Origin of the sequence: Fibrella aquatilis, from assembly GCF_017353255.1 — a bacterium.
Taxonomy (GTDB): Bacteria; Bacteroidota; Bacteroidia; order Cytophagales; family Spirosomataceae; genus Fibrella; species Fibrella aquatilis.
This window is the reverse complement of sequence record NZ_JAFMYU010000005.1, coordinates 39,642-66,489: the sequence shown is the minus strand read 5'-3', so window position 1 is coordinate 66,489 and position 26,848 is coordinate 39,642. Positions and strand designations below refer to the sequence as shown.

26 protein-coding genes are annotated in these 26,848 nt (G+C 55.0%); 14 read left to right on the top strand and 12 right to left on the bottom strand.

What is annotated here, in order from left to right; genetic code table 11:
- The first annotated feature begins 405 nt into the window (after window positions 1-405).
- The 5 genes from J2I48_RS07990 to pbpC all read left to right on the top strand — a co-directional run bounded on the left by J2I48_RS07990 (window position 406) and on the right by pbpC (window position 11,186).
- Window positions 406-1,104, top strand: coding sequence for a hypothetical protein (locus J2I48_RS07990; RefSeq protein WP_207335130.1), 699 nt, complete (start codon window positions 406-408; stop codon window positions 1,102-1,104).
- 258 nt (window positions 1,105-1,362) lie between these two features.
- Complete coding sequence (locus tag J2I48_RS07985) at window positions 1,363-4,260, top strand: TonB-dependent receptor (protein ID WP_229375952.1); 2,898 nt, start codon at window positions 1,363-1,365, stop codon at window positions 4,258-4,260.
- Window positions 4,261-4,403: 143 nt separating this feature from the next.
- Window positions 4,404-7,292, top strand: a complete 2,889-nt coding sequence (locus J2I48_RS07980) for a TonB-dependent receptor (RefSeq protein ID WP_207334896.1) — start codon at window positions 4,404-4,406, stop codon at window positions 7,290-7,292.
- Window positions 7,293-7,444: 152 nt separating this feature from the next.
- Window positions 7,445-8,875, top strand: coding sequence for a DUF1501 domain-containing protein (locus J2I48_RS07975; RefSeq protein WP_207334895.1), 1,431 nt, complete (start codon window positions 7,445-7,447; stop codon window positions 8,873-8,875).
- 7 nt (window positions 8,876-8,882) lie between these two features.
- A complete protein-coding gene (gene pbpC, locus J2I48_RS07970) occupies window positions 8,883-11,186 on the top strand; it encodes a penicillin-binding protein 1C (protein WP_207334894.1) in 2,304 nt (767 codons plus the stop codon).
- A 2-nt stretch (window positions 11,187-11,188) separates the two neighbouring features.
- On the opposite strand, the gene J2I48_RS07965 is transcribed toward pbpC, so the two are convergent.
- From J2I48_RS07965 to msrA, 3 genes are all read right to left on the bottom strand, one after another.
- Window positions 11,189-11,545, bottom strand: coding sequence for a helix-turn-helix domain-containing protein (locus tag J2I48_RS07965; protein ID WP_207334893.1), 357 nt, complete (start codon window positions 11,543-11,545; stop codon window positions 11,189-11,191).
- Window positions 11,542-11,847 (bottom strand): type II toxin-antitoxin system HigB family toxin, encoded by a 306-nt coding sequence (locus J2I48_RS07960; RefSeq protein WP_207334892.1) that lies wholly within the window; start codon window positions 11,845-11,847, stop codon window positions 11,542-11,544. Before J2I48_RS07960 ends, J2I48_RS07965 begins: the two co-directional genes overlap by 4 nt.
- 86 nt (window positions 11,848-11,933) lie before the next feature.
- Window positions 11,934-12,509, bottom strand: coding sequence for a peptide-methionine (S)-S-oxide reductase MsrA (gene msrA / locus J2I48_RS07955; RefSeq protein ID WP_207334891.1), 576 nt, complete (start codon window positions 12,507-12,509; stop codon window positions 11,934-11,936).
- Window positions 12,510-12,606: 97 nt separating this feature from the next.
- Here msrA and J2I48_RS07950 point away from each other — a divergent pair, with 97 nt between their 5' ends.
- Window positions 12,607-13,485, top strand: coding sequence for a PPK2 family polyphosphate kinase (locus J2I48_RS07950; RefSeq protein WP_207334890.1), 879 nt, complete (start codon window positions 12,607-12,609; stop codon window positions 13,483-13,485).
- Window positions 13,486-13,618: 133 nt separating this feature from the next.
- Window positions 13,619-14,497: a PPK2 family polyphosphate kinase gene (locus tag J2I48_RS07945; RefSeq protein ID WP_207334889.1), complete on the top strand. Its 879-nt coding sequence runs from the start codon at window positions 13,619-13,621 to the stop codon at window positions 14,495-14,497.
- A gap of 69 nt (window positions 14,498-14,566) precedes the next feature.
- On the opposite strand, the gene pdxR is transcribed toward J2I48_RS07945, so the two are convergent.
- Window positions 14,567-16,039 carry a MocR-like pyridoxine biosynthesis transcription factor PdxR gene (gene pdxR, locus J2I48_RS07940; protein WP_207334888.1) on the bottom strand — a complete coding sequence of 491 codons (1,473 nt, stop codon included), beginning with the start codon at window positions 16,037-16,039 and terminating at the stop codon, window positions 14,567-14,569.
- A gap of 82 nt (window positions 16,040-16,121) precedes the next feature.
- Between pdxR and J2I48_RS07935 the strand changes: the two genes are divergently transcribed.
- Window positions 16,122-16,766 (top strand): pyridoxamine 5'-phosphate oxidase family protein, encoded by a 645-nt coding sequence (locus J2I48_RS07935; protein ID WP_207334887.1) that lies wholly within the window; start codon window positions 16,122-16,124, stop codon window positions 16,764-16,766.
- A gap of 14 nt (window positions 16,767-16,780) precedes the next feature.
- On the top strand, window positions 16,781-17,317 hold the full coding sequence (locus J2I48_RS07930; RefSeq protein ID WP_207334886.1) for a hypothetical protein: 537 nt from the start codon (window positions 16,781-16,783) through the stop codon (window positions 17,315-17,317).
- Window positions 17,318-17,364: 47 nt separating this feature from the next.
- On the opposite strand, the gene J2I48_RS07925 is transcribed toward J2I48_RS07930, so the two are convergent.
- Window positions 17,365-18,336, bottom strand: coding sequence for an aldo/keto reductase (locus tag J2I48_RS07925; protein WP_207334885.1), 972 nt, complete (start codon window positions 18,334-18,336; stop codon window positions 17,365-17,367).
- Between the two features lie 101 nt (window positions 18,337-18,437).
- Between J2I48_RS07925 and J2I48_RS07920 the strand changes: the two genes are divergently transcribed.
- The 3 genes from J2I48_RS07920 to J2I48_RS07910 are packed head-to-tail and all read left to right on the top strand — an operon-like array spanning window position 18,438 to window position 20,868.
- Window positions 18,438-18,731 (top strand): putative quinol monooxygenase, encoded by a 294-nt coding sequence (locus J2I48_RS07920; protein WP_207334884.1) that lies wholly within the window; start codon window positions 18,438-18,440, stop codon window positions 18,729-18,731.
- A gap of 15 nt (window positions 18,732-18,746) precedes the next feature.
- Window positions 18,747-20,000, top strand: coding sequence for an aminotransferase class V-fold PLP-dependent enzyme (locus tag J2I48_RS07915; RefSeq protein ID WP_207334883.1), 1,254 nt, complete (start codon window positions 18,747-18,749; stop codon window positions 19,998-20,000).
- Window positions 20,001-20,019: 19 nt separating this feature from the next.
- Window positions 20,020-20,868: an MBL fold metallo-hydrolase gene (locus J2I48_RS07910; RefSeq protein ID WP_207334882.1), complete on the top strand. Its 849-nt coding sequence runs from the start codon at window positions 20,020-20,022 to the stop codon at window positions 20,866-20,868.
- 29 nt (window positions 20,869-20,897) lie between these two features.
- Here J2I48_RS07910 and J2I48_RS07905 read toward each other — a convergent pair whose 3' ends face one another.
- The 7 genes from J2I48_RS07905 to J2I48_RS07875 all read right to left on the bottom strand — a co-directional run bounded on the left by J2I48_RS07905 (window position 20,898) and on the right by J2I48_RS07875 (window position 24,060).
- Complete coding sequence (locus tag J2I48_RS07905; RefSeq protein ID WP_207334881.1) at window positions 20,898-21,242, bottom strand: hypothetical protein; 345 nt, start codon at window positions 21,240-21,242, stop codon at window positions 20,898-20,900.
- A gap of 7 nt (window positions 21,243-21,249) precedes the next feature.
- Window positions 21,250-21,594: a hypothetical protein gene (locus tag J2I48_RS07900; RefSeq protein WP_207334880.1), complete on the bottom strand. Its 345-nt coding sequence runs from the start codon at window positions 21,592-21,594 to the stop codon at window positions 21,250-21,252.
- Between the two features lie 74 nt (window positions 21,595-21,668).
- Window positions 21,669-22,031: a hypothetical protein gene (locus J2I48_RS07895; RefSeq protein ID WP_207334879.1), complete on the bottom strand. Its 363-nt coding sequence runs from the start codon at window positions 22,029-22,031 to the stop codon at window positions 21,669-21,671.
- A 7-nt stretch (window positions 22,032-22,038) separates the two neighbouring features.
- Window positions 22,039-22,623 (bottom strand): hypothetical protein, encoded by a 585-nt coding sequence (locus J2I48_RS07890; RefSeq protein ID WP_207334878.1) that lies wholly within the window; start codon window positions 22,621-22,623, stop codon window positions 22,039-22,041.
- Between the two features lie 91 nt (window positions 22,624-22,714).
- Window positions 22,715-23,083: a hypothetical protein gene (locus tag J2I48_RS07885; RefSeq protein ID WP_207334877.1), complete on the bottom strand. Its 369-nt coding sequence runs from the start codon at window positions 23,081-23,083 to the stop codon at window positions 22,715-22,717.
- A 91-nt stretch (window positions 23,084-23,174) separates the two neighbouring features.
- Window positions 23,175-23,513 (bottom strand): hypothetical protein, encoded by a 339-nt coding sequence (locus J2I48_RS07880; RefSeq protein WP_207334876.1) that lies wholly within the window; start codon window positions 23,511-23,513, stop codon window positions 23,175-23,177.
- Between the two features lie 190 nt (window positions 23,514-23,703).
- The gene (locus J2I48_RS07875; protein WP_207334875.1) at window positions 23,704-24,060 is read right to left on the bottom strand and encodes a hypothetical protein; all 357 of its coding nucleotides are present in this window, start codon (window positions 24,058-24,060) and stop codon (window positions 23,704-23,706) included.
- 229 nt (window positions 24,061-24,289) lie between these two features.
- On the opposite strand from J2I48_RS07875, the gene J2I48_RS07870 reads away from it, so the two are divergent.
- Both J2I48_RS07870 and lhgD read left to right on the top strand, forming a co-directional pair.
- Window positions 24,290-25,495 carry an anhydro-N-acetylmuramic acid kinase gene (locus tag J2I48_RS07870; RefSeq protein ID WP_207334874.1) on the top strand — a complete coding sequence of 402 codons (1,206 nt, stop codon included), beginning with the start codon at window positions 24,290-24,292 and terminating at the stop codon, window positions 25,493-25,495.
- Between the two features lie 100 nt (window positions 25,496-25,595).
- Window positions 25,596-26,792, top strand: a complete 1,197-nt coding sequence (gene lhgD / locus J2I48_RS07865; RefSeq protein ID WP_207334873.1) for an L-2-hydroxyglutarate dehydrogenase — start codon at window positions 25,596-25,598, stop codon at window positions 26,790-26,792.
- Window positions 26,793-26,848 lie beyond the last annotated feature (56 nt).

Genomic DNA, 26,848 nt, shown 5'->3' with positions numbered 1-26,848 from the left:
GTTGAAAAACACCAAATTAAGCCCCTCTAAACGATGACTGTCAACGCCCGAAAGACCCCGCAAAAGTACAGGCCAATGCCTGCGCAAACAAGGACAAAAAACCCGTTTTCAGGGCCATTTGAGACATATATGGTACCTGTTTTGTCAACGACCTGTTTGCATCATTTGTTCATCATTTTCGGGACAAACTTAAACAAAGCAGGCCGTCCTGTCTATGTCTACGCTGCAAGGGCCACAATACCTTTGGCAGCACGGATACAGGCAAGATAGCCTGCTGATTACCAGTCGCTTTTGGCGGTCATCAATCACTTGCAAAAGTCGGAACTGGGGGGTAACTTTACTATGTTACATCAGTATACTAACAACACTAATGAACGCCGGCAAGACCCGGCTTTTTTCGCGCTTATGGCCCGTACCAAACAGCTTCCCGGTCAACTTCAGATTGATTTTCTGGCCAATTTCCGCCAGATGCTTGTGAGCCTCGGCAACGCCGAAAACCTGCCCCATAATGAGGCTCTGTTCGTACGCATGACTGATCAGTGGGAGAGCGCGCGCGTATTACCTGCTGACCTGCTGTTTCAGAAAAGCCCGGTAGATGCCGTAGTCTACAGGCTGCAAAAAGATGAGCTGTCGGCAGGTGAAAGTCGGCTGCGTTTTCCCGCCGAACTGATTGCGGGTGAGTTGCGCGGCACGCCGGGCCTGACGGGCTTCTCGGCCAAATTTCGAGAGCAAGGTTGGATTATTATGCCCGCCGAACTGTCGGGTATGTATAAAAACCTGTTTCTGAATATCCTGGCGGCCTCTATCGGACTAGAGTACCTCTACCCCAACCGCCGCGAATTATTGGCCGAAGCCGAACGCATCGCCTTGGCCTCGCTCCTGCCCGAAGCCGAGATGAAAAAATTCTTTGGCATTAAACTCTCCCGCTTCCCCGACTCGTTCCGCAGTGAGGTGTCTACCTATTTCAACCTCCCCTTCGACTATGTGCTGAAGCGGGCCGAACACATGGGCGCGGTATCGGCTGAGGCCGTTGAAGAGGCTAATCAACCCCGTTCGGTGCGGCCGGGTACGTTGCGAAAGCCAGTTAGCTCACGAGCAGCTTAATAAGCCAGCGTTTTTTATGGACGAGGATGTTCCTATTCGATGTAGGGGCATCCTCATTTATTTTTAGTCGGATTCCGCGATTTTATTTCACTCTCTAGGGATTTCTGGCCTTTTTACCCCTTAATCCATCACTTCGTTTGGACGATTGAATAAGCATATCCTTTATTTGTAAACTCTATTAAATCAATAGATTATAAGTACTAATAGTCTATCTGGAATAGGGAGTAGTTAACGAAAGGCGATATTGTACTCAATCAAATGAAGAATAACCTACTCATTGTTAAACAGTTACTGTTTACTAGTACCCTGTTTATGGCTTCCATCGCCTATGCGCAGGACGACCTGGTTCTGCTGTCGGGGCGGGTAGATGATTACGAGACCAAGTTGCCACTTCCAGGCGCGGGCATACGCATCAAAGGCACCGTAGCAGGCACCACCACCAACGAAGCGGGGGAGTTTGCCCTGAAAACGCGGGTTAAGTTTCCCATTACGCTTACGTTCCAGATTATCGGCTATGCCGCCAAAGAGATTGTGCTGGAACGTCCGGGCACGGCGGGCGCGGGGCAACCCATTGCGGTGTCGCTGAGTACCGAGGCTATTTTGGGCAAAGAAGTGGTCGTGACGGCCTCGCGGGTGGAGGAAGACATCCTGAAGTCGCCGGTGGCGGTGGAGAAACTGAACCTGCGGGTGCTGAAAGAAAGCCCCGCACCCAGTTTCTACGATGCCCTGGAAAACGTGAAAGGAGTGCAGATGACCACCTCCAGTCTGACCTTTAAGGTGCCCAATACCCGCGGGTTCAATATCCCCAACAACTTCCGGTTTATGCAGCTCGTAGATGGGGTCGATATGCAGGCGGCTACGCTGGGTGTACCGCTGGGTAACGCCATCGGGCCAACGGAACTAGACATTGAGAGCGTAGAAATCACGCCAGGGGCGGCTTCGGCACTCTACGGCATGAACGCCATTAACGGCCTCGCTAACCTGCAAACCAAGTCGCCGTTTCAGTACCAGGGCGTGAGTTTATATCAAAAAACGGGCGTGAACCACGTCGACGGCATCGACCGGAACCCGTCTATGTTGACTGAATCGGCGGTGCGGATTGCCAGAGCGTTTAACAATAAGTGGGCGTTCAAGCTCAATATCAGCTATTTACAAGGCACCGACTGGCTGGCTAACACCCAAACTGATCAGAATCCGCAGCCGCTGGCGTCGGCCAATCCGCGTTTTCCGGAGCTATCGGGCGCCAACAATCCCGCCGCCGATTTGTGGAACCGCTACGGCGATGACCGCAGTTCACGGTCGGCGATTGCGATTCAATATCAGGGCAAGACCGAGACGGTCAACGTGAGCCGCACGGGCTACTATGAAAAGGATCTGGTGAACCCCCAAGTGCGCAACCTGAAGTTCGACGGGAGTGTGCACTACCGCGTTACCGAAAAAATGGAACTGACCTATGGCTATCGTTACGGCCTTATGGATGGCATCTTTCAGCGGGGCAACAAGATTCAGCTCAACGGCGTGACGGTGCAAAACCACAAGCTGGAACTCCGCAGCCCCGACTTGCTGGCGCGCGTGTATGTGCTCTCCGAAAACACAGGTAACTCCTACAACCTAAATCCGCTGGCCTACAACCTCGACCTGAACAATGGCACCAACACGGCTTGGGCGGGCAAGTTCCAGAAAGAATTGCAGGCACAGGTAAACAACGGCACCGACCTGGCTACGGCCATGAACCGCGCCCGCGCCGTGGCCGATGCCGGTCGTGCAGAGCCGGGCACGGCAGCATTTAACACCCTTACAACCACCATCGTTGGCGTCAATAACTGGGACATCGGCTCAGTCATTCCGGGTGCACCGGCCACAGGCGGGGCGGCCCTCTGGCAGCAAAGCCACACCTATCACGCTGATATTCAGTACAATTGGCGGCAAGTCAAATTCGCCGATGTGCTGGTAGGGGCCGATTTCCGGCAGTATGCCGTGGTGCCAGACGGCAATAACTTCGTCGATTTCTCGAAACCCCTAGATCAGCGGGCCACGCCAGGCGGGGACAACCAACTGTATACCAAATATGGCGCGTTTGTATCAGCCACAAAGCTGCTGCTGGCTGACAAACTGAAAGTATCGGCATCCGTCCGGGTGGATAATAACCCAGAGTTTTCGCCCAAAGTGAACCCCCGGCTGGCGTTTGTCTATACCGCTGCCGAGAAACACAACATCCGGCTGACGTACCAGAACGGCTACCGGTTTCCGGCCCTGTTCGAGGCGCTTTCTTACGTAAATAACGCCGGGGTGCGGCGCGTGGGTGGCCTGGCGCGGGTAAACGAAGGTCTCGGTTTCCTCGACAACTCCTACACACTCGCTTCCCTCGACCTCTTCAGCGCCGCCGTCAACACAGATGTGGCGGGGGGGATTTCACGCAATGCGGCGGCGCTGAAAAATCGGGCTATCCTGAAAGTAGCTAACCTCAATACCATTGAACCTGAGCACATTAACTCGTTTGAAGTGGGCTATAAAAGCGTAGTGGCTAACAACCGGCTTGTGATAGACGGGGAGGCATATCTGAACCAGTACGATAAATTTCTGGGTCAGGTAGACGTGGCTGTGCCTACCAGTGGTGCCGTGGGTACCGATGCCGCCGTACTCGACATGCTCACGCGGGCCAGGCAAACGCGCTACCGGGTCTATACCAATGCCAAAAACACCTATACCAGCTACGGCGCGGCCCTGGGAATGACCTACAATTTCGTCGGGAAATTTGTGGCTTCGGGCAATGCCAACTACAACAACATCAGCCGGAACCCCAACGGTGCGGCGGCCCCCCCCGACGTGTTCGTCACGGGCTTCAACACGCCCAAATTCGTGACTAACCTTAGTATTGGTAACCGCGAACTCCTGCGCAAGGCCAACGGGGCTTCGACGGGGTTCAACGTGGTATGGCGCTGGCAGGATAGCTTCCTCTGGCAAAGTCCCCTCGCCGACGGCATCGTGCCTGCTTACCAGACCGTCGATGCCCAAATTACAGTGCGTGTACCCCGCCCGACGCTGACTATCAAGACCGGCGCGGCCAACGTCTTCAACAATCGCTACATCCAGTACGCCGCCGGCCCAACCATCGGCGGGCTGTATTATGTAGCGTTAACGTGGGAGGTTAAGTGAAAGAGTGAAGGGTGACGGTCCGGCGTCCCGGAGAGTGAAAGAGTGTTTGCTCCAGCCGGAGTGCCGGACCACACTCTTTCACTCTTTCCCCATTCACTCTTTCACTTTTATTGCATCTTTACCAGAAATTTTATCAATTACCTATGCAAACATTACGCTACTTAACCTTGCTCCTGTTTTTCGTAACAACAGCAGCACAAGCCCAAACTGTAACGATTACCGGCCGGGCATCAGATAAGAAAACAAACGAACCCCTGGCGGGTGTGACGGTGCTGCTACGAGGCACCAACATCGGGGCCAGTACCGGGGCCGATGGTACGTTTTCGCTTAAAACCGACCGCAGGCCACCGCTGGTTATTGTGGTTTCGTCGGTGGGGTTTGTGAGGCAGGAAATCATCGTGACCGACCCCACCCAGCCAGTCGCCATTGCGCTGATGGAAGATGCCGTGACCCTCACCGAAGACGTGGTTGTGTCGGCTAGTCGGGTGCCGGAGGATATTCGGAAAGCGGCCGTGACGGTGGAAAAGTTGGGTGCCCGGCAGTTTGCCAACTCGCCCGCCGCCACGCCGTTCGACGCCCTCCAGAACCTGAAAGGCGTGGACCTGCTCACCCAGAGTTTGACGTTTAAGTCGGTGAATGTCAGGGGCTTTGGGGCCAACAACAACAACCGCTTCGTGCAACTCACCGACGGTATGGACAACCGGTCGCCGGGGCTGGGGTTTGGCTTTGGCAACGTAGCGGGTATTTCTGATCTCGACGTAGAAAGCATCGAGCTGATTCCGGGGGCCTCGTCGGCGCTGTACGGTCCCGACGCCTTACAGGGTCTGATGCTCACCACCAGCAAAAACCCGTTTGTTTATCAGGGCCTTAGCGCCCAGGTGAAGGTGGGCATGAACAACGTGGGCAAGACCAATTTTGGCCCGAAAGGCTATGCCGATCTGGCCATTCGCTACGCCAAGGCTTTTGGCAAGTTTGCTTTCAAGGTGAGTTTTCAGCGCCTGAGCGGCACTGATTTCATTGCCGATGATTACAACGACCGGTCGACCAGTGCCCGTAGTCCTTTCTGGACTACCGACGCTGGCCGGGGCGGCGTGGCAACGGGCATTGCCTACATCCCCAACAACGACCCCAACACCAATCTCCAGTATGATGGAGTAAACATATACGGTGATGACATCAACGCGGGTGGTGCGTTTACGTTTCCGGCTACGTTTGCCAATCCGTCCTTACAGAACAAAGTGGTGACCCGCACCGGCTACACCGAACTGGACGTGCTGGGCAACAACGGCAACGTGTTTAACAACCGGGCTAACGTGTCGCTGCATTACAAGCTCACCAACAAGATCGAGGCATCACTGGGCTGGTACTACGGCAACGGCAATTTCATCCGCACGGCCGGTTTCCGCGAATATTTCCCTGACTACGTCCGCAATCAGTTTAAGGCCGAAATCAGGGGCGAAAACTTCTTTGTGCGGGCCTATTCGACCCGTCAGAACGCCGAGGGATGGAACATTGGCCAAACGGCTGCCGCCATCAACAACGTCTGGAAACCCATAGGAACAGCCACCACGGGCTGGGCGGGCGACTTTGCCACGGCTTTTGGGGCTAACGGGGGCAACATTGCCGCCGCCCGCGACGCGGCCAATCAGGGTCGGATTTTGCCGGGTTCGGACCGGTTTAACCAACTGCGCGATCAGCTCACAAGCACGTTCAACAACCAGCCCGTGGCCGGTCTGGGACGCAACGGCCTGCGTTTCCGCGACAACACCCGGATGGATCATTATGAGGGCATGTATAACCTCACAAAGCAGATTCGGGTGGCCGAGCTGCTGGTGGGTGCCAGCCTGCGGCAATATTTCCTGAATACCGGGGGCACCGCCGTGGCCATCAACACCGACGGATCAGAATATTCGATCAACGAATACGGGGCCTATGCGCAACTGGCCAAGGAGATTTCGCTGGGTACCATTGGCACACTACCCTTTTCGGTGAAGCCTACGGTGGCCATTCGCTATGACAAAAACGAGTACTTCAACGGTGGCTTTACCCCCCGCGCGTCGGGCGTGATTAGCATCGGGCCGCACAATTTCCGGGGGTCGTGGCAGTCGGCGTTTCGGAACCCCTCGCCGGGGCAGTTGTTTGCCGTACCGGCGGCTGGGCAGGGTGGCGACGTAGGCGGTTCGCGGCTGGCGGCCGAACGGGCGGGCCTGCTGACCAACCCCGCCTACCTAAGCAACGACGTGGCCGATTTGCAGGCGGGGCGCATTACGGCTGCTCAGCTGGCGGGCAAGGCCTATGACCCTACGCGCTTCACAACGGAGAAAATTACGACCTGGGAGATCGGCTATAAAACGCTCATCAGCAACAAGTTGTACGTTGATGCTTTCTTGTTTCGCAGCAAATACACCGACTTCATTGCCGCCCAGACGTTCTACCAGTTGCTCACGCCGGGTGACGTGGCCAACCTAACTAACACAGCCACCCGGCGCACGTTGCAGGTGAATTTCAACAACTTCAACGAGATCTTCGTGAACGGCTGGGGCCTGGGGTTAGAGTATGGACTGGGGCGGAATTTCACTGTCAGCGGCAATTACGCCCGACAGGTGGGCCTGATCACCCTCCGCGACGCGCAGGGCAACGTGCGCACCAACCGAGCGGGCGACCCCATCATTGAACGCCGCATGAGCGACCCCGACGTGGCGCAGTTAGGCCGTAACTTCTTTATTTCACCCGAAAACCGGTACAACATCACGCTGGCCAATCCCCGCATCACCGACCGCCTGGGCGCCAACATTACCTACCGCTGGACCGATCAGATGTGGGTAGAGCAGGGCACAACGCAAGGCGATATCTGGCTCCCCAGCTGGAACACCGTCGATGCGCAGGTTAGCTACAAACTGCCCGCCCTGAAAACGGTGGCCAAGCTGGGTGCCGCCAATCTGCTGAACCAATATTATTCGCAGGGATATGGCCTCGCCCGCATCGGTGGCCTCTACTACTTAAGCCTGACGTTTGATGAGCTGTTTCGGTAGCGGTTTTGTAGAGTAACACGCTGCTATATTATTGCTTTTTCGAAAAGGATAGGGTCAATACCCTGTCCTTTTTTCGTTAAATTTCATTGACGTTATGCTACGGAACAGGCAGACTTCCTGCTTAATCCGTGTTCCATTTTATCCCCAGCAACATGACCTGGAATCGACGGGAATTTTTGCAAAAAACGAGCGCAGCCACGCTGGCAGCCCTGGCGGCTAGCGCACCGGTGGCGAACCTGTTGTCGGGCTGTAGCCGGGCTACAAAGCAGGGCCAAACCAACGGCACCGCCGACACCGTGATCCTGCTCTGGATGGCAGGCGGCATGGCCCATACTGAAACATTCGACCCCAAACGCTACACGCCGTTTGAGACGGGCATGGAGGGGAACCGGGTGCTAAGTACTTTTAAGTCAGCGCCTACCGTACTCGACGGTATCCATTTTTCTGACGGGTTGCAGCGCATTGGCAACGTAATGGATAAGGGTACGCTGATCCGGTCGTATATGGCTGCCGACATGGGGCATATCCTGCATTCGCGCCACCAGTATCACTGGCACACGGGCTACGAACCGCCCCAAACCGTGGCCGCGCCACATCTGGGTGCCTGGATCGCCAAAGAGTTGGGGCCAAAGAATCCGGTTATTCCGGCCTTCGTAGACATTGGGCAGCGATTTACCGTGGGCGAGGCCGAAGAGCTAAAGGCGTTTCATACGGCGGGATTTCTGGGCCATGAGTTCGGTCCGTTTTTTATTCCCGACCCCAGTCAAGGCCTCGAAAGTGTTCGGCCACCGGTGGGTATGGATAGCAAACGGTTCGAGCGGCGGAATCAACTCTACAACGACCTCATCAGCAACGGCCCCGTTGGCGAGTTCGGCAGTGACTACCAGAAGGCCTCGCTGAAGCGGTCGATGGAGCAGGCGTACCGGCTGCTGAACTCACCCGAAGCAAAAGCCTTTGACCTCAGTAGCGAACCTAAAGCTAGCTACGACACCTACAACACCGGCAAGTTTGGCCTGGGCTGTTTGCTGGCCCGCCGCCTCACCGAGCAGGGTGCGCGGTTCATTAGCGTCACCACCGAATATGAACCGTTCAAGGGCTGGGACACCCACGAAAATGGCCACACGAGGCTGGAATTGATGAAAAAACAGATCGACGGCCCTGTGGCACAACTCATCAAAGACCTCGACAAAACCGGCCACCTCGACCGGACGCTGGTGATTCTGGCCAGTGAATTCAGCCGCGACATGATGGTAGAAGGCCGCCCTGATGCCAAAGTGCTGGAGCAGGTCAATCAGCCTGACATCCTCTCAGAACCGAAATTCTATGGGATGCACCGCCACTTCACTGACGGCTGTTCGATTTTGATGTTCGGTGGTGGCATCAGAAAGGGGTTTGTTTACGGCAAAACCGCCGACGAACGCCCCTGCAAAACCATTGAAAACCCGGTGCGCATCGACGGCATTCACCAAACCATCTACCACGCCCTCGGCCTGCCACCCGACCTGCATTACGACGTAGAAAAACGCCCGTTCTACTCCACCCCCGACGGCCTGGGCAAACCCGTTATGGACCTGCTGGCGTAAGTTCAGGATGATCAACAGCAGCCCTTTTCTCAACTACATTCGCACACATCGCTGGCCTAAAGTGGCTCTTGCGGTGCTGCTGGGGCTTTTTTTGCTGGACAGGTTGTTTCCGCCGCCGCTGAACGTGCCGTATTCCAGCATTGTAACGGCCGCCGACAGCACCACGCTCCACGCTTTTCTGAGTCGCGACGACAAGTGGCGGATGTACGCTACCCTAAGCGAGATTACGCCCACGTTGCGGCAAACGATTTTGCAGAAAGAAGACCGCTGGTTTCGGTGGCATCCGGGCATCAATCCCGTGGCCATGGTGCGGGCGTTGGGGCGGAATCTGTTGTCGGGAAAGCGCACGTCGGGGGCCTCTACGATCACCATGCAGGTGGTACGGTTGCTGGAGCCGCGCCCGCGTACGTATGGGAGCAAAGTGATGGAGGTGCTACGGGCGCTTCAGCTGGAACTGCACCTGAGTAAAGACGAAATCCTGCAATTGTACCTGAATCTGGTGCCCTACGGCGGCAACATCGAGGGCATTAAGTCGGCGTCACTGCTTTTTTTCGGGAAACTGCCGCAACTGCTTAGCCTGGCCGAAATTACCACGCTGGCTATCATCCCCAACCGCCCGTCGAGCCTGCGGCTGGGCGAGAACAACGCCGCCGTGGTAACGGCCCGCAACGCCTGGCTGAACCGGTTTTTGGCAGCAGGTACATTTAGCCAGTCGGCCATTGACAATGCGCTGCTGGAACCCCTCAATGCCCACCGCCGCCCCGCACCCAACGTGGCTCCACACCTGAGCCTGCGCCTGCAAAGCGAACACCCAGACGAACCCATCATTGTCAGCACGCTACAGGCCAACGTGCAAGCGGCGGCAGAACGCCTTGTGCGTCAGTACGTTGACCGCATCAGAACGCAAAATATTCATAACGCCGCCGTATTGGTGATCAACAACCAGACGGGTGCCATAGAGGCCTACGTAGGCTCGGCAGCGTTTGACGACATAGTAGATGGGGGGCAGGTAGATGGCGTACGGGCGATACGGTCGCCGGGGTCGGCGCTGAAGCCACTGCTGTATGCGCTGGCGTTTGATCAGGGGCTGATTACGCCCAAAGCCAAAATCAACGACGTACCCACCAACTTCGGGGCCGGTTCGGGCAGCTATGAACCAGATAACTATGACCGGCAGTTCAACGGCCCTGTCACGGCCGAATTTGCCCTGGCCAACTCGCTGAATATTCCCGCTGTGAAGCTCCTCCGCGACGTCTCGACGCCCGTTTTTGTGGCCAAACTGCGCGAGGCGGGATTTAAGACTGTCCAAAAACAAGCACCCGACCTGGGCTTATCTATGATTCTGGGCGGTTGCGGCGTCACGCTGGAAGAACTGACGCGATCCTACACGGCGTTTGCCAGCCCCCAGAAGCTGTTTTCGCCCGAGGCCACCTTCCTTGTTACGAATATATTGACTCAGATAACCCGGCCCGATTTGCCCAATAACTTCGATAATAGCTACCACCTGCCGCGCATTGCCTGGAAAACCGGAACAAGCTACGGGCGGCGCGATGCCTGGAGCGTAGGCTACAACCGGCACTATACTGTGGGGGTTTGGGTGGGCAATTTTTCGGGTATTGGCGTGCCGAATTTGAGCGGAGCCAATACGGCCACCCCCCTGCTGTTTCAACTCTTCAACGCCATCGATTACAACGCCCCGACGGGCTGGTTTCGGCCACCCACCGACGGCAAACTGGGGTTCCGGCAAATTTGCCCCGAAAGCGGCGACGTGCCCGAACATAGCTGCGCGGGCCGGGCCACCGACTATTACATCATGGGTGTATCACGGGCCAACCGTTGCCAGCATCAGACGCAGGTCTATACCAACCCAGCCGCAACGATCTCATATTGTGCACATTGCCGTCCGGCTGGTATGGACTCATTAACCCGGCCTGTGGCCCGCCTGTATCCCAATCTGGCGCCGGAAGTAGTAGCCTGGTATGCCGCAAGCCACCGGCCCTATGCTGCTATTCCACCCCATAATCCGGCCTGTTCGCGGGTGTTTGGCAACGGCGTGGCTCCGCTTATTACGAGCCTCAACGAAGGCAGTGACTATTTTATCGACCCCAAAAGCCCGGCTGATCTGGCGCTTACGTGCCAAACGGCCAACGACGTGCAACAAGTGTACTGGTATTTGAACAACCAGCTTTTCCGCACCGCCGAACCCACCGAGACGCTCTTTTTCCGCCCCACACCCGGTGTGCTCACCGTCTCCTGCGCCGACGACAAAGGCCGCGTCAGCAAGGTGCGAGTGGTGGTGAAGCGGGGTTAGAATCAGGCGGCTTCCAAGATAAAGTTACCGTCGATATCCAATTTTTCGTGTAGTTGCTTTGCCAAATCAAGCGTCAACCTGCGCTTGCCGTTGAGCAATTCAGAAATACGCGATGTTTCCACGTTTAGGAGTTGGGCCAAGTCTTTCTGCTTTAATCGGCGTTCATACATCTTCAACTCAATCATGCCAATAAGCGTAGTAGGCTTGGGGAAAGGAATATGCGCTTGTTCATAGGCCTGAATTGCTTCTGCTAAAGCGCGAGCCTCATTTTGCAACGCCTCATTATCACCCATGCGGGCTATAAGTTCATCGAATTGAGCAAATGCCTGTTTGTAAGCAGTCTCCGTTGAGATAGTCATGGGTGATAGTTTATCGTTTTAGCGTTGATTTTATCGTAAGCGGCGTGAGTGCCAACGAACTTGATATAAACAGTGCGGATACTGAATACAATGGAAACGATGAGCCTGTATCTGTTACCTTTTATGTTGAACACAAAGCGCTCATTTCCTACGTAGTCTACCGAGTTAAAAATGGCACGTACGTCATTGATTGTACTCCAGTCGGCGGCTAATACTACATCATACCATTCCATCAGAGCTACAAGCACATCGGGGTGTTCTTTCGCAAACTGGACTAGTGCACTCTTTGCAATGATGACCATACAGCAAACATGCGAACTAAATTCCATATTTTGGAATTTAGTTCGCATGTTTGCTGTATGCAGATAGAAATAAAATACGGATAGCTCTACGCCTTCAACTTTTCGGCAAATACTTTTCTGAACTTATCGAGCTTGGGGGCAATGACGAAGGCGCAGTACCCTTGACCGGGGTTCTGTGTGAAGTAATGCTGGTGGTAGGCTTCAGCCTGGTAGAACGTGGTGGCGGGGCTAATCTCGGTCACGATGGGCCGGTCATACGCACCCGACTTGTCCAGCTCAGTCTTGGCCGTTTCGGCGAGGCGTTTTTGCTCGTCGGTATGGTAAAAAATCACCGACCGGTATTGGGTACCCACGTCGGCACCCTGCCGGTTGAGGGTAGTGGGGTCGTGACTGCGGAAAAAGGCCTGGAGCAACTCGGCGTAGGTTATTTTTCGGGGGTCGTAGGTCACCTCTACGCACTCGGCATGGCCTGTGGTACCGTCGCAGACAGCTTTGTATGAGGGGTTTACCACATGGCCACCTTCGTAGCCCGACACAGCCGACTGCACGCCGTCGAGGGTTTCAAACATAGCCTCGGTACACCAGAAACAGCCGGTACCAAAGGTTGCTTTCTCTAAAATGGTGCCCGCCGGGCTATCTGCTGTTACTGATTGGGTGTTCATGCGGTATGATTTTGCTGGATTGTTCGCTGGTTAGTTAACATCCGCCAATTGGTATAAGTTTACCCTGTGGCTGGTCTCTCCGGCCCACCCCGTCCCGATGAAACCCTTCAAAACCGACTCCTTCCGCTACGACGGTTCCGAGAAATTTTCTGCCAAAAAAGCCGACACTAAAATTGACGACTGGTATACCGACGATGACGATTACGCCCTGAAACTGGCCGAACAGGCCGCCGAAATAGACAAGCTCCAAAACCGGATGTATGCCCACAACCGCTATGGCCTACTGACCGTTTTCCAGGCTATGGACGCGGGCGGCAAAGACAGCACCATTCAGCGCGTGTTTACGGGCACTAACCCAATGGGTCTGCGCGTGTATTCGTTCAAACGCCCCACCGAAGAAGAACTGGACCACGACTGGCTCTGGCGTACCTACGTGAACCTGCCCGAACGCGGCACCATCGGCATTTTCAACCGGTCGTATTATGAGGAAGTGCTGGTGGTGAAAGTCCACCCTGAAATCCTGACCAAGTCGCAGCGCATACCCGCCGAACTGACCAAAGACTTGGACAAGGTCTGGAAACAGCGCTACGAAGCCATCGTCGACATAGAAAAGCACCTGTCGCGCAATGGCTTTCCCACGATCAAATTCTTCCTGAACGTCTCGAAAAAAGAGCAGGCCAAACGCCTGATCGACCGAATCAAAGACCCTGAGAAAAACTGGAAATTCCAGGAAGGCGATATTGACGAACGCGATTTCTGGGGTGATTATCAGAGCGCCTTTGAAGATGCTGTTAACGAAACAGCCACCGAAAACGCCCCCTGGTATGTGGTCCCCGCCGACGACAAAAAGAACATGCGCCTGATTGTGGGCCGTATCCTGATCGAAGAGCTGAAGAAGCTGGACCTAAGCGAACAAAAGCCTGACCCTGTTAGGTTTGCGCAGCTGCAAACGTTGCTCCCTAAGCTGGAAAACTAAGATTTAACCTATTGGTTAACAGAAGCTTAACAAGCTAGGTAAACTTGTCTTAACGTCGGTTGTTTAGTTGAGTATAGCATGGCACCAGCAGCCGTAACAAGGTGGTTCCTGGTATGGCAGACGTATTCAACGAATGAACAAACTACAGACTGCCCAATTCCGTTTCGACGGAAGAACGCCCTATTCGGCCAAAAAAACGCCTACGCTTGTCGAACCGTTCTACGCTGATGAAGCTGATCGGGGCAGGCAACTCGATGCGTTGAGCAGCCGCATGGATCAGGCTCAGAATCAGATGCATGCACACGAAAAGTACGGACTGGTGGTGCTGTTTCAGGCTATGGACGCGGCGGGCAAAGACAGCAGTATCCGGCATGTATTTAAGGGCGTGAACCCATCGCGGTTTCGGGTGGCGTCGTTTACCAAGCCCACCAAAGAGGACCTGGCACACGACTACCTCTGGCGCTTCTGGAACAAACTGCCCGAACGGGGTATCATCGGCGTCTTTAACCGGACGTATTATGAAGAGGTGCTGGCCATCAAGGTGCATCCCGAACGCCTCACCGAAGATGGCAACCTGCCCGACGAGTTCATCAAAGGCCTGCCCGCCCTCTGGAAAGCCCGTTACGCCGACATCGCCAATTTCGAATTGTACCTGCACCGCAACGGCTTCAAGGTAGTGAAATTTTACCTGCATGTGGCTAAAGAAGAGCAAGGTAAACGACTGATTGCCAGGCTAGAGGACGATGAAAAGCAGTGGAAGCTAAGCGATGACGACCTGAAAGAGCGGGAGCACTGGCCCGATTATATGACCGCTTATGAGGCCGCAATCAACGCCACAGCCACCCCCCACGCGCCCTGGTACGTGATTCCCAGCGACGACCGAGACAACCAGCAGCTCATCATTGCAACCATCATGGCCGAGATCCTGGAATCGCTCCCCGTCACTTTCCCCGAAAAAGACGACAAAGAGGCCAGGCGGCTGATTAGGGAGATTGAAAGGCAGGATAATTAATGTACAATGCACAATGTATAATGTACAATGGCTTCGCGACCAGATATTCCCGCGCGAAGCCATTGTACATTATACATTGTGCATTGTACATTTTTTTAAAACAGCCACCCCCTGTTCCAACTCATCGGGTGTTTTGGAGGCGAAGCCGAGGCGGGTGTGGTGGACGGTGGGGGCCGTGGGTTGGTAAAAACGGCCGTTGTTGAACATCAGGCCCCGGTCACGGCAGCGGGCGGCGAGTTGGTGCAGGTCAATAGCCTTGTCGAACTCAGTCCAGACGGCCATGCCCCCGTCGGGAATGGTGAACGAAACGGCGTCGCCGAGGGTGGTTTTCAGCAGGTCGCAGAAGTGGTCGCGGCGGGCGTGGTAGGTCTTCTGGGCTTTTTTGAGGTGTTTCTGTACCTCGCCTTCGGCCAGCATTTCGGCAATGGCCTGCTCCAGAATGGTGTCGCCCTGTCGGTCTATGATGCGGCGGAGGTAGCCTATTTCCGCCACCAGATTGGGCGGACAAACCATGTACCCCACCCGAAACGCCGGGGCGATTGACTTAGTAAACGAGCCTACATAGACCACCATGCCCGCCGCGTCGGCGCTGGCGAGGGGCAGAATGGGGCTGCCTGCGTAGTGAAAATCGTAGTCGTAATCATCTTCCAGCACCACAAACCCGTACTGTTCAGCTAGTTGTAGCAGTTTGATGCGGCGTTCAGCACTGAGCGTAACGGTGGTAGGGTAGTGGTGGTGGGGCGTGACATAGACCAGCCGCACGGGCTGTTTCTGGCAAATAGCTTCGATGGCGGCCACCACCAGCCCCTGCGCGTCTACCGGAATCTTTAGGCGGTTGGCTCCGCATTCGTCAAACACCATATTGGCCGACTGGTAGCTCAACTCACCCACCAGCACCACGTCGCCGGGTTCCAGTAGCAGTTTTGAGAGTAGGTAGATGGCCATGATGCTGCCCCGCGTCGTGAAAATATGGTCGGGCGTGGCGGGGATGCCCCGGCTATCGCGGAGGTAGTTGGCTAGTTGCTGCCGAAAAAAGAGCGTGCCGTTGGTATCGGCATAGCCCATCAGGTGCTGCTGAAAACCCCGGTTCAGGATGTTGCGGTAGTTGCGGCCCAACTGCGCCACGGGGGCCAGCCGCAGGTCGGGCATACCATCGTCGAAACTCAGTGTAGCGACGGTTTTCAGGACGGGAATTTCCAGAAAAGGTCGTTTCCGGGTGGTGAAGCCCGTTTGCTGCGCCATGCCTGCGGGTGCCGAAGAGGTCAGCGGGCATGGCGTGACGTCGGGAAGCTGACTGCTCACAAACGTGCCTTTGGCCGGAATTTGCGTAAGCCAGCCCTGCGCCGTGAGTTCGTCGAAAGCCGCCAGCACGGTTTTGCGGTGAACGCCCAGCATCTCGGCCAGGACACGGCTGCCCGGCAGCTTGGCGTTGGCCGACACCACACCCTGCCTGATACGGCGAATGAGGGCGTTGGCAATCTGGGTAGACAGCGGCGTACTGAGCTGACGGTCCAGCGGAATGAGGGTAGCATAGGGGAGCATAACCGGACTACTGACTATTGCTAAACTGGTAGCCTGTAGTAGTCCGGCAAAGGTCGAGTTTTGTGTAAAACAAACCAACGCCATGACGCCCACCTCACGCACCAAGCTCACCCGCCTGCCCAAGCGCGGCGCCCACGACACCGCCACGATCTACCCCATTCTGGACGAAGGGCTGGTCTGCCACGTTAGCTATATCCTTAATGGACAGCCGTTTATGATTCCCATTGCCTACTGCCGCATTGGCGACGTGGTATACATTCACGGGTCGGTGGGTAGTCATTTCCTGCGCGAACTGGCCAAGGGAATCGATGTCTGCCTGGCCGTGACGCTTATGGACGGGCTGGTGCTGGCACGGTCGGCGTTTCACCACTCGGTCAATTACCGGTCGGTAATTCTATTTGGCAAAACGCGGCTCGTCACCGACGATGCTGAGGCCTGGGACGTGCTGAAACAGATTACGGAACACCTCATTCCGGGCCGTTGGGAAGACACCCGCCAACCCAACGACAGCGAGATGAAGAAGACCATGGTGCTGGCCATCGACATCGAAGAGGCCTCGGCCAAAGTGCGCACCGGCAACGTCAACGACGACCCCGAAGACGCCGACCTACCCCACTGGGCGGGGGTTGTCCCTCTGACCATCCAGCCCCAAACCCCTATCCAGGACCCCAGCCAAAACCCGGAAATTACTGTACCAAACTACGTAACGGGGTACAAACGAAATTAAAACAATCCGCACCCATGAATAAAGACGTAAATGTTCCAGCCGTAATCATCAATGCGCAGGGAGAACTGGTAATTAATGCATCGCCTACTTCGTCTAAGCACGATTTTGATTTCTTTGTTGGAAAATGGAATATTCACAACAAAAAACTGAAGTCACGCCTTAGTCAATGCACAGAATGGGAAGAATTTGAATCGACTCAGGAAATGTACCTGGTGCTGAACGGTCTTGGTAATATTGATAATTTTCTTGCTACGGTCAAAAGTCAAGCCTTTGAGGGTATGACAGTTAGGCTATTCAATCCAATAACAAAACTCTGGAGTATTTATTGGGCAGACTCGAACAACGGAATACTTGATCCGCCTGTTATTGGCTCTTTTAATAATAGGATCGGCTATTTTTTTACAAAAGATATAGTCCACAGCAAGTCTATCTTAGTCTTGTTTCGCTGGGATGCACGCGATCAAAATAACCCAATCTGGAGTCAGGCATTTTCCGAAGATGATGGCAAAAACTGGGAATGGAATTGGTATATGTATATGAGTAAACTTTAATGTACAATGCACAATGTATAATATGCACTGTGCATTGTACATTAAATCTACTGACTCCATTCTGTGGGCGTTCTGTCCCAGCGGTGTTTTTTTAGCTCATCCAACAGGCTGGGGTCCAGCAGTTTGCCGTCACTGGCGGCGCAGTTGGCCTCTACATTGCGGATCTGGCGCATGCCGGGAATCGTGGTGGCTACGTCGGGGTTGGCGAGGATAAAGCGCAGAGCCATTTCGGGCATAGTCATGCCTGCAGGAATCAGTGGCTTCAGGGCGTCGGCGTGGTCTACGCTGCTGTTCAGGTTTTCGGGTACGAAATACGTTGAGCGCCAGTCGTTGGCGGGGAAGGTGGTTTCTTTGGTCATCGTGCCCGTCAGCGTACCCTCATCGAAGGGGACACGAGCAATGACGCCCACGTTCATGTCGCGGCAGAGTGGAAAAAGGTTGTCTTCGGGATTTTGGTCGAAGATGTTGTAAATCACCTGAATACCATCAATCAGCCCCGTACGGATAGTATCGAGACAATTGTCTGGCTCCCAGCGGTTTACCGACAGCCCCCAGGCCCGCACTTTGCCTTGTTTGGTCAGGTCTTCAATGGCCCGTTTCCACTCGTCGCGGTTGGCCCAGGCGTCTTCCCACACGTGAAACTGCATGAGGTCGATGGTATCGACGTTCAGGTTTTGCAGGCTCTTTTCGGTGTACTCCACAATGTAGTCGGCGGGGAAAACGTCGTCGAGCGAAAAGTCGGGTTTCGAGGGCCATTTCCGGTTTTTGGGCGGAATTTTGGTAGCGGCGTAGAGGCGTTTGTCGGTATTGTCGCGGAGTAGCTGACCCAGAATCTGTTCGCTCACGCCTTCACCATAGCCCCAGGCGGTGTCGAAAAAGTTGCAGCCCAGTTCTACCGAGCGTTGCAGGGCGCGAAGCACCTCGGCTTTGTCGGAACCAGTCCACCCGGCCAGACCCCACATGCCGTAGCCAATCTCACTTACTTGCCAGCCTGTCCGGCCAAAGGTTCTGTAGTTCATATCAAGTTCAACGTTCAAGGTCCAAAGTTGCGCGCTCTCGTCTTTGTTTGCGTTATCTGAGCCTAACTTTAAACGTTAGACTTTAAACCCGAAACTCCAATATGCTTATTCGGTTTGTTCGTATGACGTTTCAGGAAGACCGGCTGGCCGATTTTCTGGCTATTTTCGAAGGGTCGAAAAGGCAGATTCGGGCGTTTCCGGGCTGCTTACACCTCGAACTCCGCCGCGACCTCGACAACCCGAACGTTCGCATGACGCATAGCATTTGGGCATCGGCTGAGGCGCTGGAAGCCTACCGGCAGTCGGCCCTGTTTCGGACTACCTGGGCGGCCACGAAAGTGCTTTTTTCAGACAAACCCCTGGCCTTTTCCACCGAAACGGTCGAGATTGTGTAAAAAAGTTGTTTCCCTATGACCAAACGGGCGTTTATAAAAACCATGACCGGAGCGCCGCTGCTGTCGGCGAATATGGACACCCTGCTGGCGGGGCTGGGCAACGCGTCGGCCACCGAAACCGCCCGCGATGAGGCTTTCTGGGCCACTATCAGGCAGGCCTACCGAATCAAGCCCGACTACATTAACCTTGAAAACGGCTACTACTGCATTCAGCCGGAACCGGTGCTCAACGCCTTTGTGCAGCACGTGCGCGACATGAACCTGGAGGGATCATATTACCTCCGTACCCGGCAGTACGACGACAAAGCCGCCCTCCGCGACCGCCTGGCCAGGCTGGCTGGCTGCCCGCCTAACGAACTGATAATCACCAGAAATACAACCGAGTCTATTGACACCGTGGTGGCAGGCATGACCTGGAAAACAGGCGACGAAGCCATCATGGCCACCCACGATTACGGCGCCATGCTCGATATGTTTCAGCTACAGGCACGGCGCTATGGAATTGTGAACAAGGTGCTGTCGATCCCCCTGCACCCTACCTCCGACGAGGCCATCGTTGACCTCTACGAGCAGGCCATTACGCCCCGAACGCGGCTGCTGATGGTGTGCCATATGGTGAACATCACAGGCCAGATTTTGCCAGTGCGAAAAATTGCCGACATGGCCCACCGGCATGGGGTAGATGTGCTTGTAGACGGTGCCCACGCTTTTGCCCAACTCGACTTTGCCATTCCCGATCTGGGCTGCGATTATTACGCCACCAGCCTGCACAAGTGGTTGAGTGTGCCCATTGGCGCGGGGCTGCTGTATGTGAAAAAGGCTAAAATTGCTTCCCTGTGGCCTCTTTTTGCCGATTCCAGCTTCGCCGATGACGACATAAGGAAGCTCAACCACACCGGTACGCACCCCGTGCATACCGACCTGACCATCGCCGACGCGATTGATTTCCACGAGAAAATCGGGATCAAGCGTAAAGAGGCCCGGCTGCGGTATTTGCAGGAATATTGGACCAAACAAGTGCGCAACCTGCCCGGTATCCACCTTAACACCCCGGCAGAATCGGCGCGGGCGTGTGCCATTGCCAACGTGGGCGTGGCGGGCATGACCCCGGCAGCGCTGGCCAAAACGCTACTGGACCGGTTCAAGATCTGGACTGTGGCCATTGATGGTGTTACCGTAAAAGGCGTCAGGATCACTCCCAACCTATATACCTCGACTACCGAATTAGACGTACTCGTGTCGGCTTTGAAAACGCTGGCAAAGGGTTGATAATCCAGATACGAACAACATGATCAAGCCCTTACAACAGGACAACGAACTGCTGGCCGATATTGAATTAGCCAAAAACGAACCCGGCAACTTACATGTATGGTGGCTGGGGCAGAGCGGCTTTTTACTGCAATACAATGGTATACATTTGCTCTTCGACCCGTATCTATCAGATTCATTATCAGTCAAGTACGCCCAGACCGACAAGCCCCATACCCGTATGTCAGAACGGGTGATTGACCCCGCCCGGCTCACCATGATCGACGTGGTTACGTCAAGTCACAACCATACCGACCACCTCGATGCCGATACGCTGCTTCCCCTTTTTGCGGCCTCGCCGGGTGCTCAGTTTGTTATTCCTGAAGCCAACCGCGCCTTTGTATCCGATCGCCTGAAGTGTGCTGTAAACTGGCCCATTGGCCTCACGGCGGGGCAGTCCGTGACCATAGCTGGTGTTACGCTGCATGGTGTACCAGCAGCACATAATGAACTGGCAGTCAATGACAAAGGTGAGAATTTATATATGGGCTTTGTAGCCGAGTTAGGCCCTTACAAAGTCTACCACTCGGGCGATACGCTCTGGTATGACGGCATTGTAGATACGCTGGCACCCTTTGGGGTCGATCTGGCGTTTCTGCCCATCAACGGCAACAAACCCGAACGGCGCGTGGCTGGCAACTTAAACCCCGACGAAGCCGCCCTACTGGGCCGCTGCATCGGGGCTAGACTGGTGATTCCGCATCACTACGACCTGTTTGCCTTCAACACCGCTAACCCAGCCGACTTCACCGCCGCCTGCCACCGCGAAGGCACGCCAAACCGGGTGATGCAACTAGGAGGAAGAGTAGTGGTAAGTGGTGAACGGTAAGCCGGTCCGCACTTACCACTATAAAACCACTATTTTAGCTGTCCCGCGGTGGCTTGCAGGGTGGATGCCAGGGCTTCGAGGCGGGTGGCCATGTCGCCTTCAGGACCGACACTCACACTCATCTCGTGCGTGTTGGTCGAGAGGTCGGTCAAGATCTGTTGCATCTCGCCGGGGTTGGGGTCACCAGCTTCCAACTGCGTTTTTAGTTGTTGCAGCAGGTTGGTTAGCTCACGGGTGTTCTCGGCATCACCCAGGGTATTAATCCACTGATCCAGCACACCCTTGCCGTTTTGTGGTGTCATGTCCATCACGCCGGGTTTCAGCGTGTCCATGGTCTGATCAAGTAGATCAGAGGCTTCTTCGTGTGATTCCATACAATTGTTAGAGCGTCTCCGCTATGTTTTTTAGCACAACAGACAGGCTCTCCAGCTTGCCCGTCCAGGGGCCTTCCGACGTGGGGGCTTCGGCATGAGTGGCTGCGTCGGTGGCCAAGTTGTGTAAGAGTTGCTTTAGCTGCGCCGGATCGGGCTGATTGCCACTCAGCAAGTCGCGGAGTTTGGTCAAGTTGGCCTCCAGGCCTTCTACGCCCACATTTCCAGGTAGGACTTCCAGCCAGCCATCAATCAGCGTCTTGCCTGCTTCTGGCTTTGGCAACACACTCAAATCTCCCCGAAACGCACCCAGCGTCTGGTCGAGCATTTCCTGCTCCTGTGTATTTGTTCCCATAACAATAAGGAGTCTTCAGTTTACAGTTGGCGTAGCCCGGACGCGGGACCCCCAACTGTAAACTGAAGACTGTTTTATACCGTCGTAGACAGTTGTCCGGCGAAGTTGCGGAGGGCTGTACCTAGCGTGCCAAGGCGCGAAGGCAGGTCTCCAGCGGCATGTTGGCCCAAGGTTTCGGTCTGGTCGGCCAGGTTCAGCAGGAGGTCGTGCAGTTTTTGGTTGCTGGGCGAACCGCTTTGCAACTCGCTCTGCAACTCCTGCAATGGCTGTATCATTTTGCTTGCCTCGTGGTCGCTTTTCAAAGACGAAAACCAGTCGGTAATGAGCGAAAGGCCCTCTTGTGGTGATGCCGCCTGACCCTGGTCAAAGGCTTCAATAGTAGCGTCGATCAGCGTTGATGCCGACGAACCGCCTGTTTGTGAATGTTGATTTGCCATGTTGTTTTTAGTTTGTGTTACCGTTTTCAGCACCTGAGCCGTACATACCGCCGCCAGTTTGAGTGGTACCTGCGGCGTTGTAAGCATCGCCACCAACCGATGATGACCCCGTAAACGGCGCACCGCTCATGTCGGAGCTATCAGAACCATAGGCACCGTTGGTAGTAGTTGAACCAATGCCGCCTGTGCTGCCGGTAGGATCATCCATATCACTTTGGCGCGACTGGTTGCTTTGGTTGTTACCGCCACCCGCCAGTTGCTGGCCAAACGTTTGTAACGCCGAAGCCAGTTGAGCCAGCGAATCTTGTTCGGGGCCTTCTACGCCCTGCGAAGCTGCTTTTGTCTGGTCGGCCAGTTCCTGAATCGTAGTTTGAAGCTGACCCGCATTGGGCTGACCACTCTGTAGCTGCATCCGCAGTTCGCTGAGGGTATGAGCAATGGGGTTGGTTGTTTCGTCGCCAGAGTGGAGGGCACTGATCCAGTTTTCGATCAGGGCCACGCCGTCTGTCGGCGAAATGGCGGTAACGTCGCCGTTGAACGTTTGCACAGTCTCGCTGAGAAGTTCCGATGCAAATTGTGAGGGTTGGGCCATAGGGGAAGAAAGTCATTAGTAATTAATCATTAGTCATTCGTACAAGGCTTCCGGGCAGCTACCAATGACTAATGATTAATTACTAATGACTCTAGTTAGACACTTGTTGATTAAGACTCTCCAGGGTCGAGATAAGGCGCTGGAGTTCGGTTTGCTGGGCGCTGGCTTCTGGCGAATCCATCACGCTCTGCGTAATGTCGATCAGGTCTTCGAGGTAGGCCTGAATCACCGACGGTTCAGGTGAGCCGCCTTCGTTGCTGTTGGGGTCGAGTTCCGATTTCAGGTCTTCGAGCACGTCAGCGATTTCATCGGTCTCGTCGGTGCCGTTTTGGTCCAGAAACTCAATCCACTGATCAATAAGCGACAACCCGTCTTTGGGTGCCGTATTCTGAATCCCGCTATCAAACGCCGAAACGGTCTGTTCAATAAGCGCGGTGGTTTTGGGGTCTTGTGAGGTCATAGCTTTGGAGTTTGTCTGTTTGTTGGTTGGTCTGTTTTATGCTCCGATCAACTGACAAAAACAGACAAACCAACAAACGGACAAACGCGATTTATTTCAGTTCTTTAGCAAACTCCTTCAGCGATTCGGCCAGGTCTTTAAGCGAATCCTGGAGATCATCGTCGTCCGCTTTTTTGGCCGCTTTGGCGGTTTCGTCGCCCAGCTTTTTCACCAGTTGGGCAATTTTTTTGACGTCGGGTGCTTTCTCGCCCAATTGGTCATGCAGTTCTTGTAGCTCGTCGGCGATACCACTGGCGGTTTCGTCTTTTTTCACTACGGCAATCCAGTCTTTAATGAGGGTGGCACCGTCTTTGGGTTTCACCGTGTCTACTCCATTGTCGAGGGCCTCGATAGTCGAGGTAATCAGCGCTTCGGCTTTTTTAGTGGCCATGTTTGAAAGAAACGTTAGTTGAGTTGAATGACCCGGCGGCAAACCCGGAACTTAAGCCCAATGCCCAAAACGGACGTAGGACTAAAACCTGACTAAATCTGTATTGTTTGTGGAAAATAGATATAGAACGTTGGATGCTGGCATAGTAGACTATCCAGCGTCCAGCATCCAATGTCTAACGTCCAGCATCCTACGAATGGCCCACTTCGTCGGTGCTGGCCAGTAGGCTTTGCAAGGTGTCGGCCAGTTGTTGTAAAGGCTGAGGGTTTGGCGTGGTTTCCTGTCGGGCAAAATAGGCCGTATATTCGGCCAACTCTGTCAGCAAGACCCGCACCTGTACGGGGTCGGGACCAGTCTGATTATCAACGTTAAGCAACGTCTTTTGGAGGTTGCTGAGCGCCGCCCGTACGGCTTCCAGGCCATCATAGTGGCTTAGTTCATTGAGCCAGTCGTCGACCAGGGCCTGCCCCGATTCGCTGGTGTGTTCGCCGTTTCTCAGCGCCTGCGTTGTAGTCTCCAGCAGGGTGTTGGTTGATTGAGGGGTCATGGGAGGGAGGGGAATGAAAAATGTAAAGTGAAGAATGTACAATGAACAATGCACAATGAACAATGGCTGTCGCGACGTGATCGTCTAACGAGACTAATTATGATTATCAGCACATTAGGTCGAAATTATTGAGCCAACAGACCGTGTCCAACTGCTAAACGGAACCGCCATTCTACCGCATCGGCGGACTGGGCGTCCCCGACCGATTCTTCATTTTACATTCCCTCTCATGAACCCCCAGCTACAACGCCTTTACGCCATTGCCCAAAAACCCGAACGCCGCATTGTGGGGCTGATGTCGGGCACCTCCCTCGATGGCCTCGACGTGGCGCTATGCCGTATTTCGGGTAGTGGCGGGCAGACGCGGGTAGTGCTGGAACAGTTTGAAACGGTGCCGTATGGTGAGCCTTTTAAAGACAGCATCCGGGCTGTTTTTGCCAAAAAGCAGATTGATTTCGAGCACCTTACATTGCTGAACGAGCAGATTGGGCGGCAGCATGGGCGGTGGGTGGCGCAGTGCCTGAAGGGCTGGGGCGTGGACCCCGCCGAGGTCGATCTGGTGGCTAGTCATGGGCAAACGGTCTACCACGCGCCGCAACAGCAACACCGTCGACCGGGCTACCTCAACGCTACACTGCAAATTGGCGACGGCGACCACGTGGCGGCCGAAGCGGGCATCATCACCCTCAGCGATTTCCGGCAGCGGCACATCGCCCACGGCGGTGAGGGTGCCCCGTTGGCCGTCTACGGCGATTATTTTATGTTCTCACAGGCGGGCGAAGACCGGATTCTGCTCAACATGGGCGGCATTGCCAACTTTACCTACCTGCCCGGTTCGCTCGATGCCAGCGTGGTGTTTACCACCGACACCGGCCCCGGCAACACCTTGCTGGATGCCTACGCCCGGCAATTTACGGACAAGCCCTACGACGAAGACGGGCAGATGGCCGCAGCGGGAGAGGTTAACGGAGCGTTGCTCGATGCCCTGAAAGACCACCCATTTTTCGTGCAGCCGTTTCCGAAAACCACTGGTCCTGAGGTATTTAGCAGAGAGTATGTACAAAATGCCCAGCAGCACAGCCATACTGAGACCATTGCCCCCAATGACCTGATGGCCACGCTTGCCCGCTTCAGCGCCGAAACCATTGCCCAGTCTATCACACAGATACTTACGCAGGGGGGCATCGCTCACCCGCACGTGTACATGAGTGGCGGCGGTGCGCACAACCCTGTGCTGACGGGTACTATCGAAGCCTTGCTTCCGGGTTGTACCTTTGCAAAAACCGATGCCCTCGGCATTGCTGGCGACGCCAAAGAGGCCGTCCTCTTCGCCGTTTTGGCCAACGAAGCCATCGCGGGCACCGGCGACATCAACTTCGGAAACCGCCAGGGAGTACCGAGCGTGAGCATGGGGAAGATTTCTTTTTATAAGTGATGGGTGGTGAGTGGTAAGTGATGAGTTTGCTTACGCCAGCGTGTTTGCTCTAGCGTAAGCAAACTCACCACTTACCACTCACCACCCATCACTCCAAACTATGACCGACGTAACCATTATTGGCGGGGGGATTGTGGGGTTAGCCACGGCCCTGCAAATCAAGCAGCAACAACCGGCGTTGTCGGTGGTGGTGCTGGAAAAGGAAAACCGCGTGGCGGCGCATCAGACGGGCCACAATTCGGGGGTGATTCACTCTGGGCTGTATTACAAACCGGGGAGTTTGAAAGCTACCAATTGCATTGAGGGTTACCGGATGCTGCTGGACTTCTGCGACCACGAAAACGTGCCCTACGACCTCTGCGGCAAGATTGTGGTGGCTACCAAGCCTGAGGAAGCGAGTCAACTCGACACCCTTTATGAGCGCGGGCAGCAGAACGGATTGGCTGGCCTGCGCCGCCTAAACCTGCCCGCCTTGCGCGAGATTGAGCCGCACGTGAATGGCGTGGCGGGCATCTTCGTGCCACAGACCGGCATCATCGACTACACAGAGGTGTGTCAGGCCTATGTCCGCGTGTTTGAGCGTTTAGGCGGCGAAATTCATTATAACGAAAAGGTAGAGCAGCTTACGCCCGGTAACTCAATGAGTGTGGTAGTCACGAACAAGGCCCGTTACGAAACCAAACTCGTGGTGAATTGCGCCGGGCTGTATTCCGACAAAATCGCGCAACTCACGCAGCGTGAGCCTATTGGCTTGCAGATTGTGCCGTTCCGGGGTGAGTATTTCAAAATCAAACCCGAAAAACATTACCTCGTCAAGAACCTGATTTACCCCGTGCCCGACCCGAATTTTCCGTTTTTGGGGGTGCATTTCACCCGCATGATCCACGGCGGCGTAGAGGCCGGCCCCAACGCCGTGCTGGCGTTTGGGCGCGAAGGCTATAAAAAGTCGGACGTGAATGTGAGAGAGTTGTTTGAAACGTTAGCGTGGCCAGGGTTCCAGAAAGTAGCTGCCAAATACTGGCAAATGGGCCTGGGCGAAATGTACCGGTCGTTCTCGAAATCGGCGTTTACCAAAGCCTTGCAGGAACTGATTCCTGAGGTGCAGGAGGCCGACCTTATCGAAGGTGGCGCGGGTGTTCGCGCGCAAGCCTGCGACCGCACCGGTGGCCTGCTAGACGACTTCTCAATCATCGAAACCGACCGCGCCGTCAACGTCTGCAACGCCCCCTCTCCCGCCGCAACATCTTCATTATCAATCGGTAAGACTGTAGCAGAGAAGGTGTTGAAGCGGTTTTAAGAAAATAGTTATAAGTCGTAAGTGGCTTGACGTGCTAAAACCCTGGCGCCAAGCCA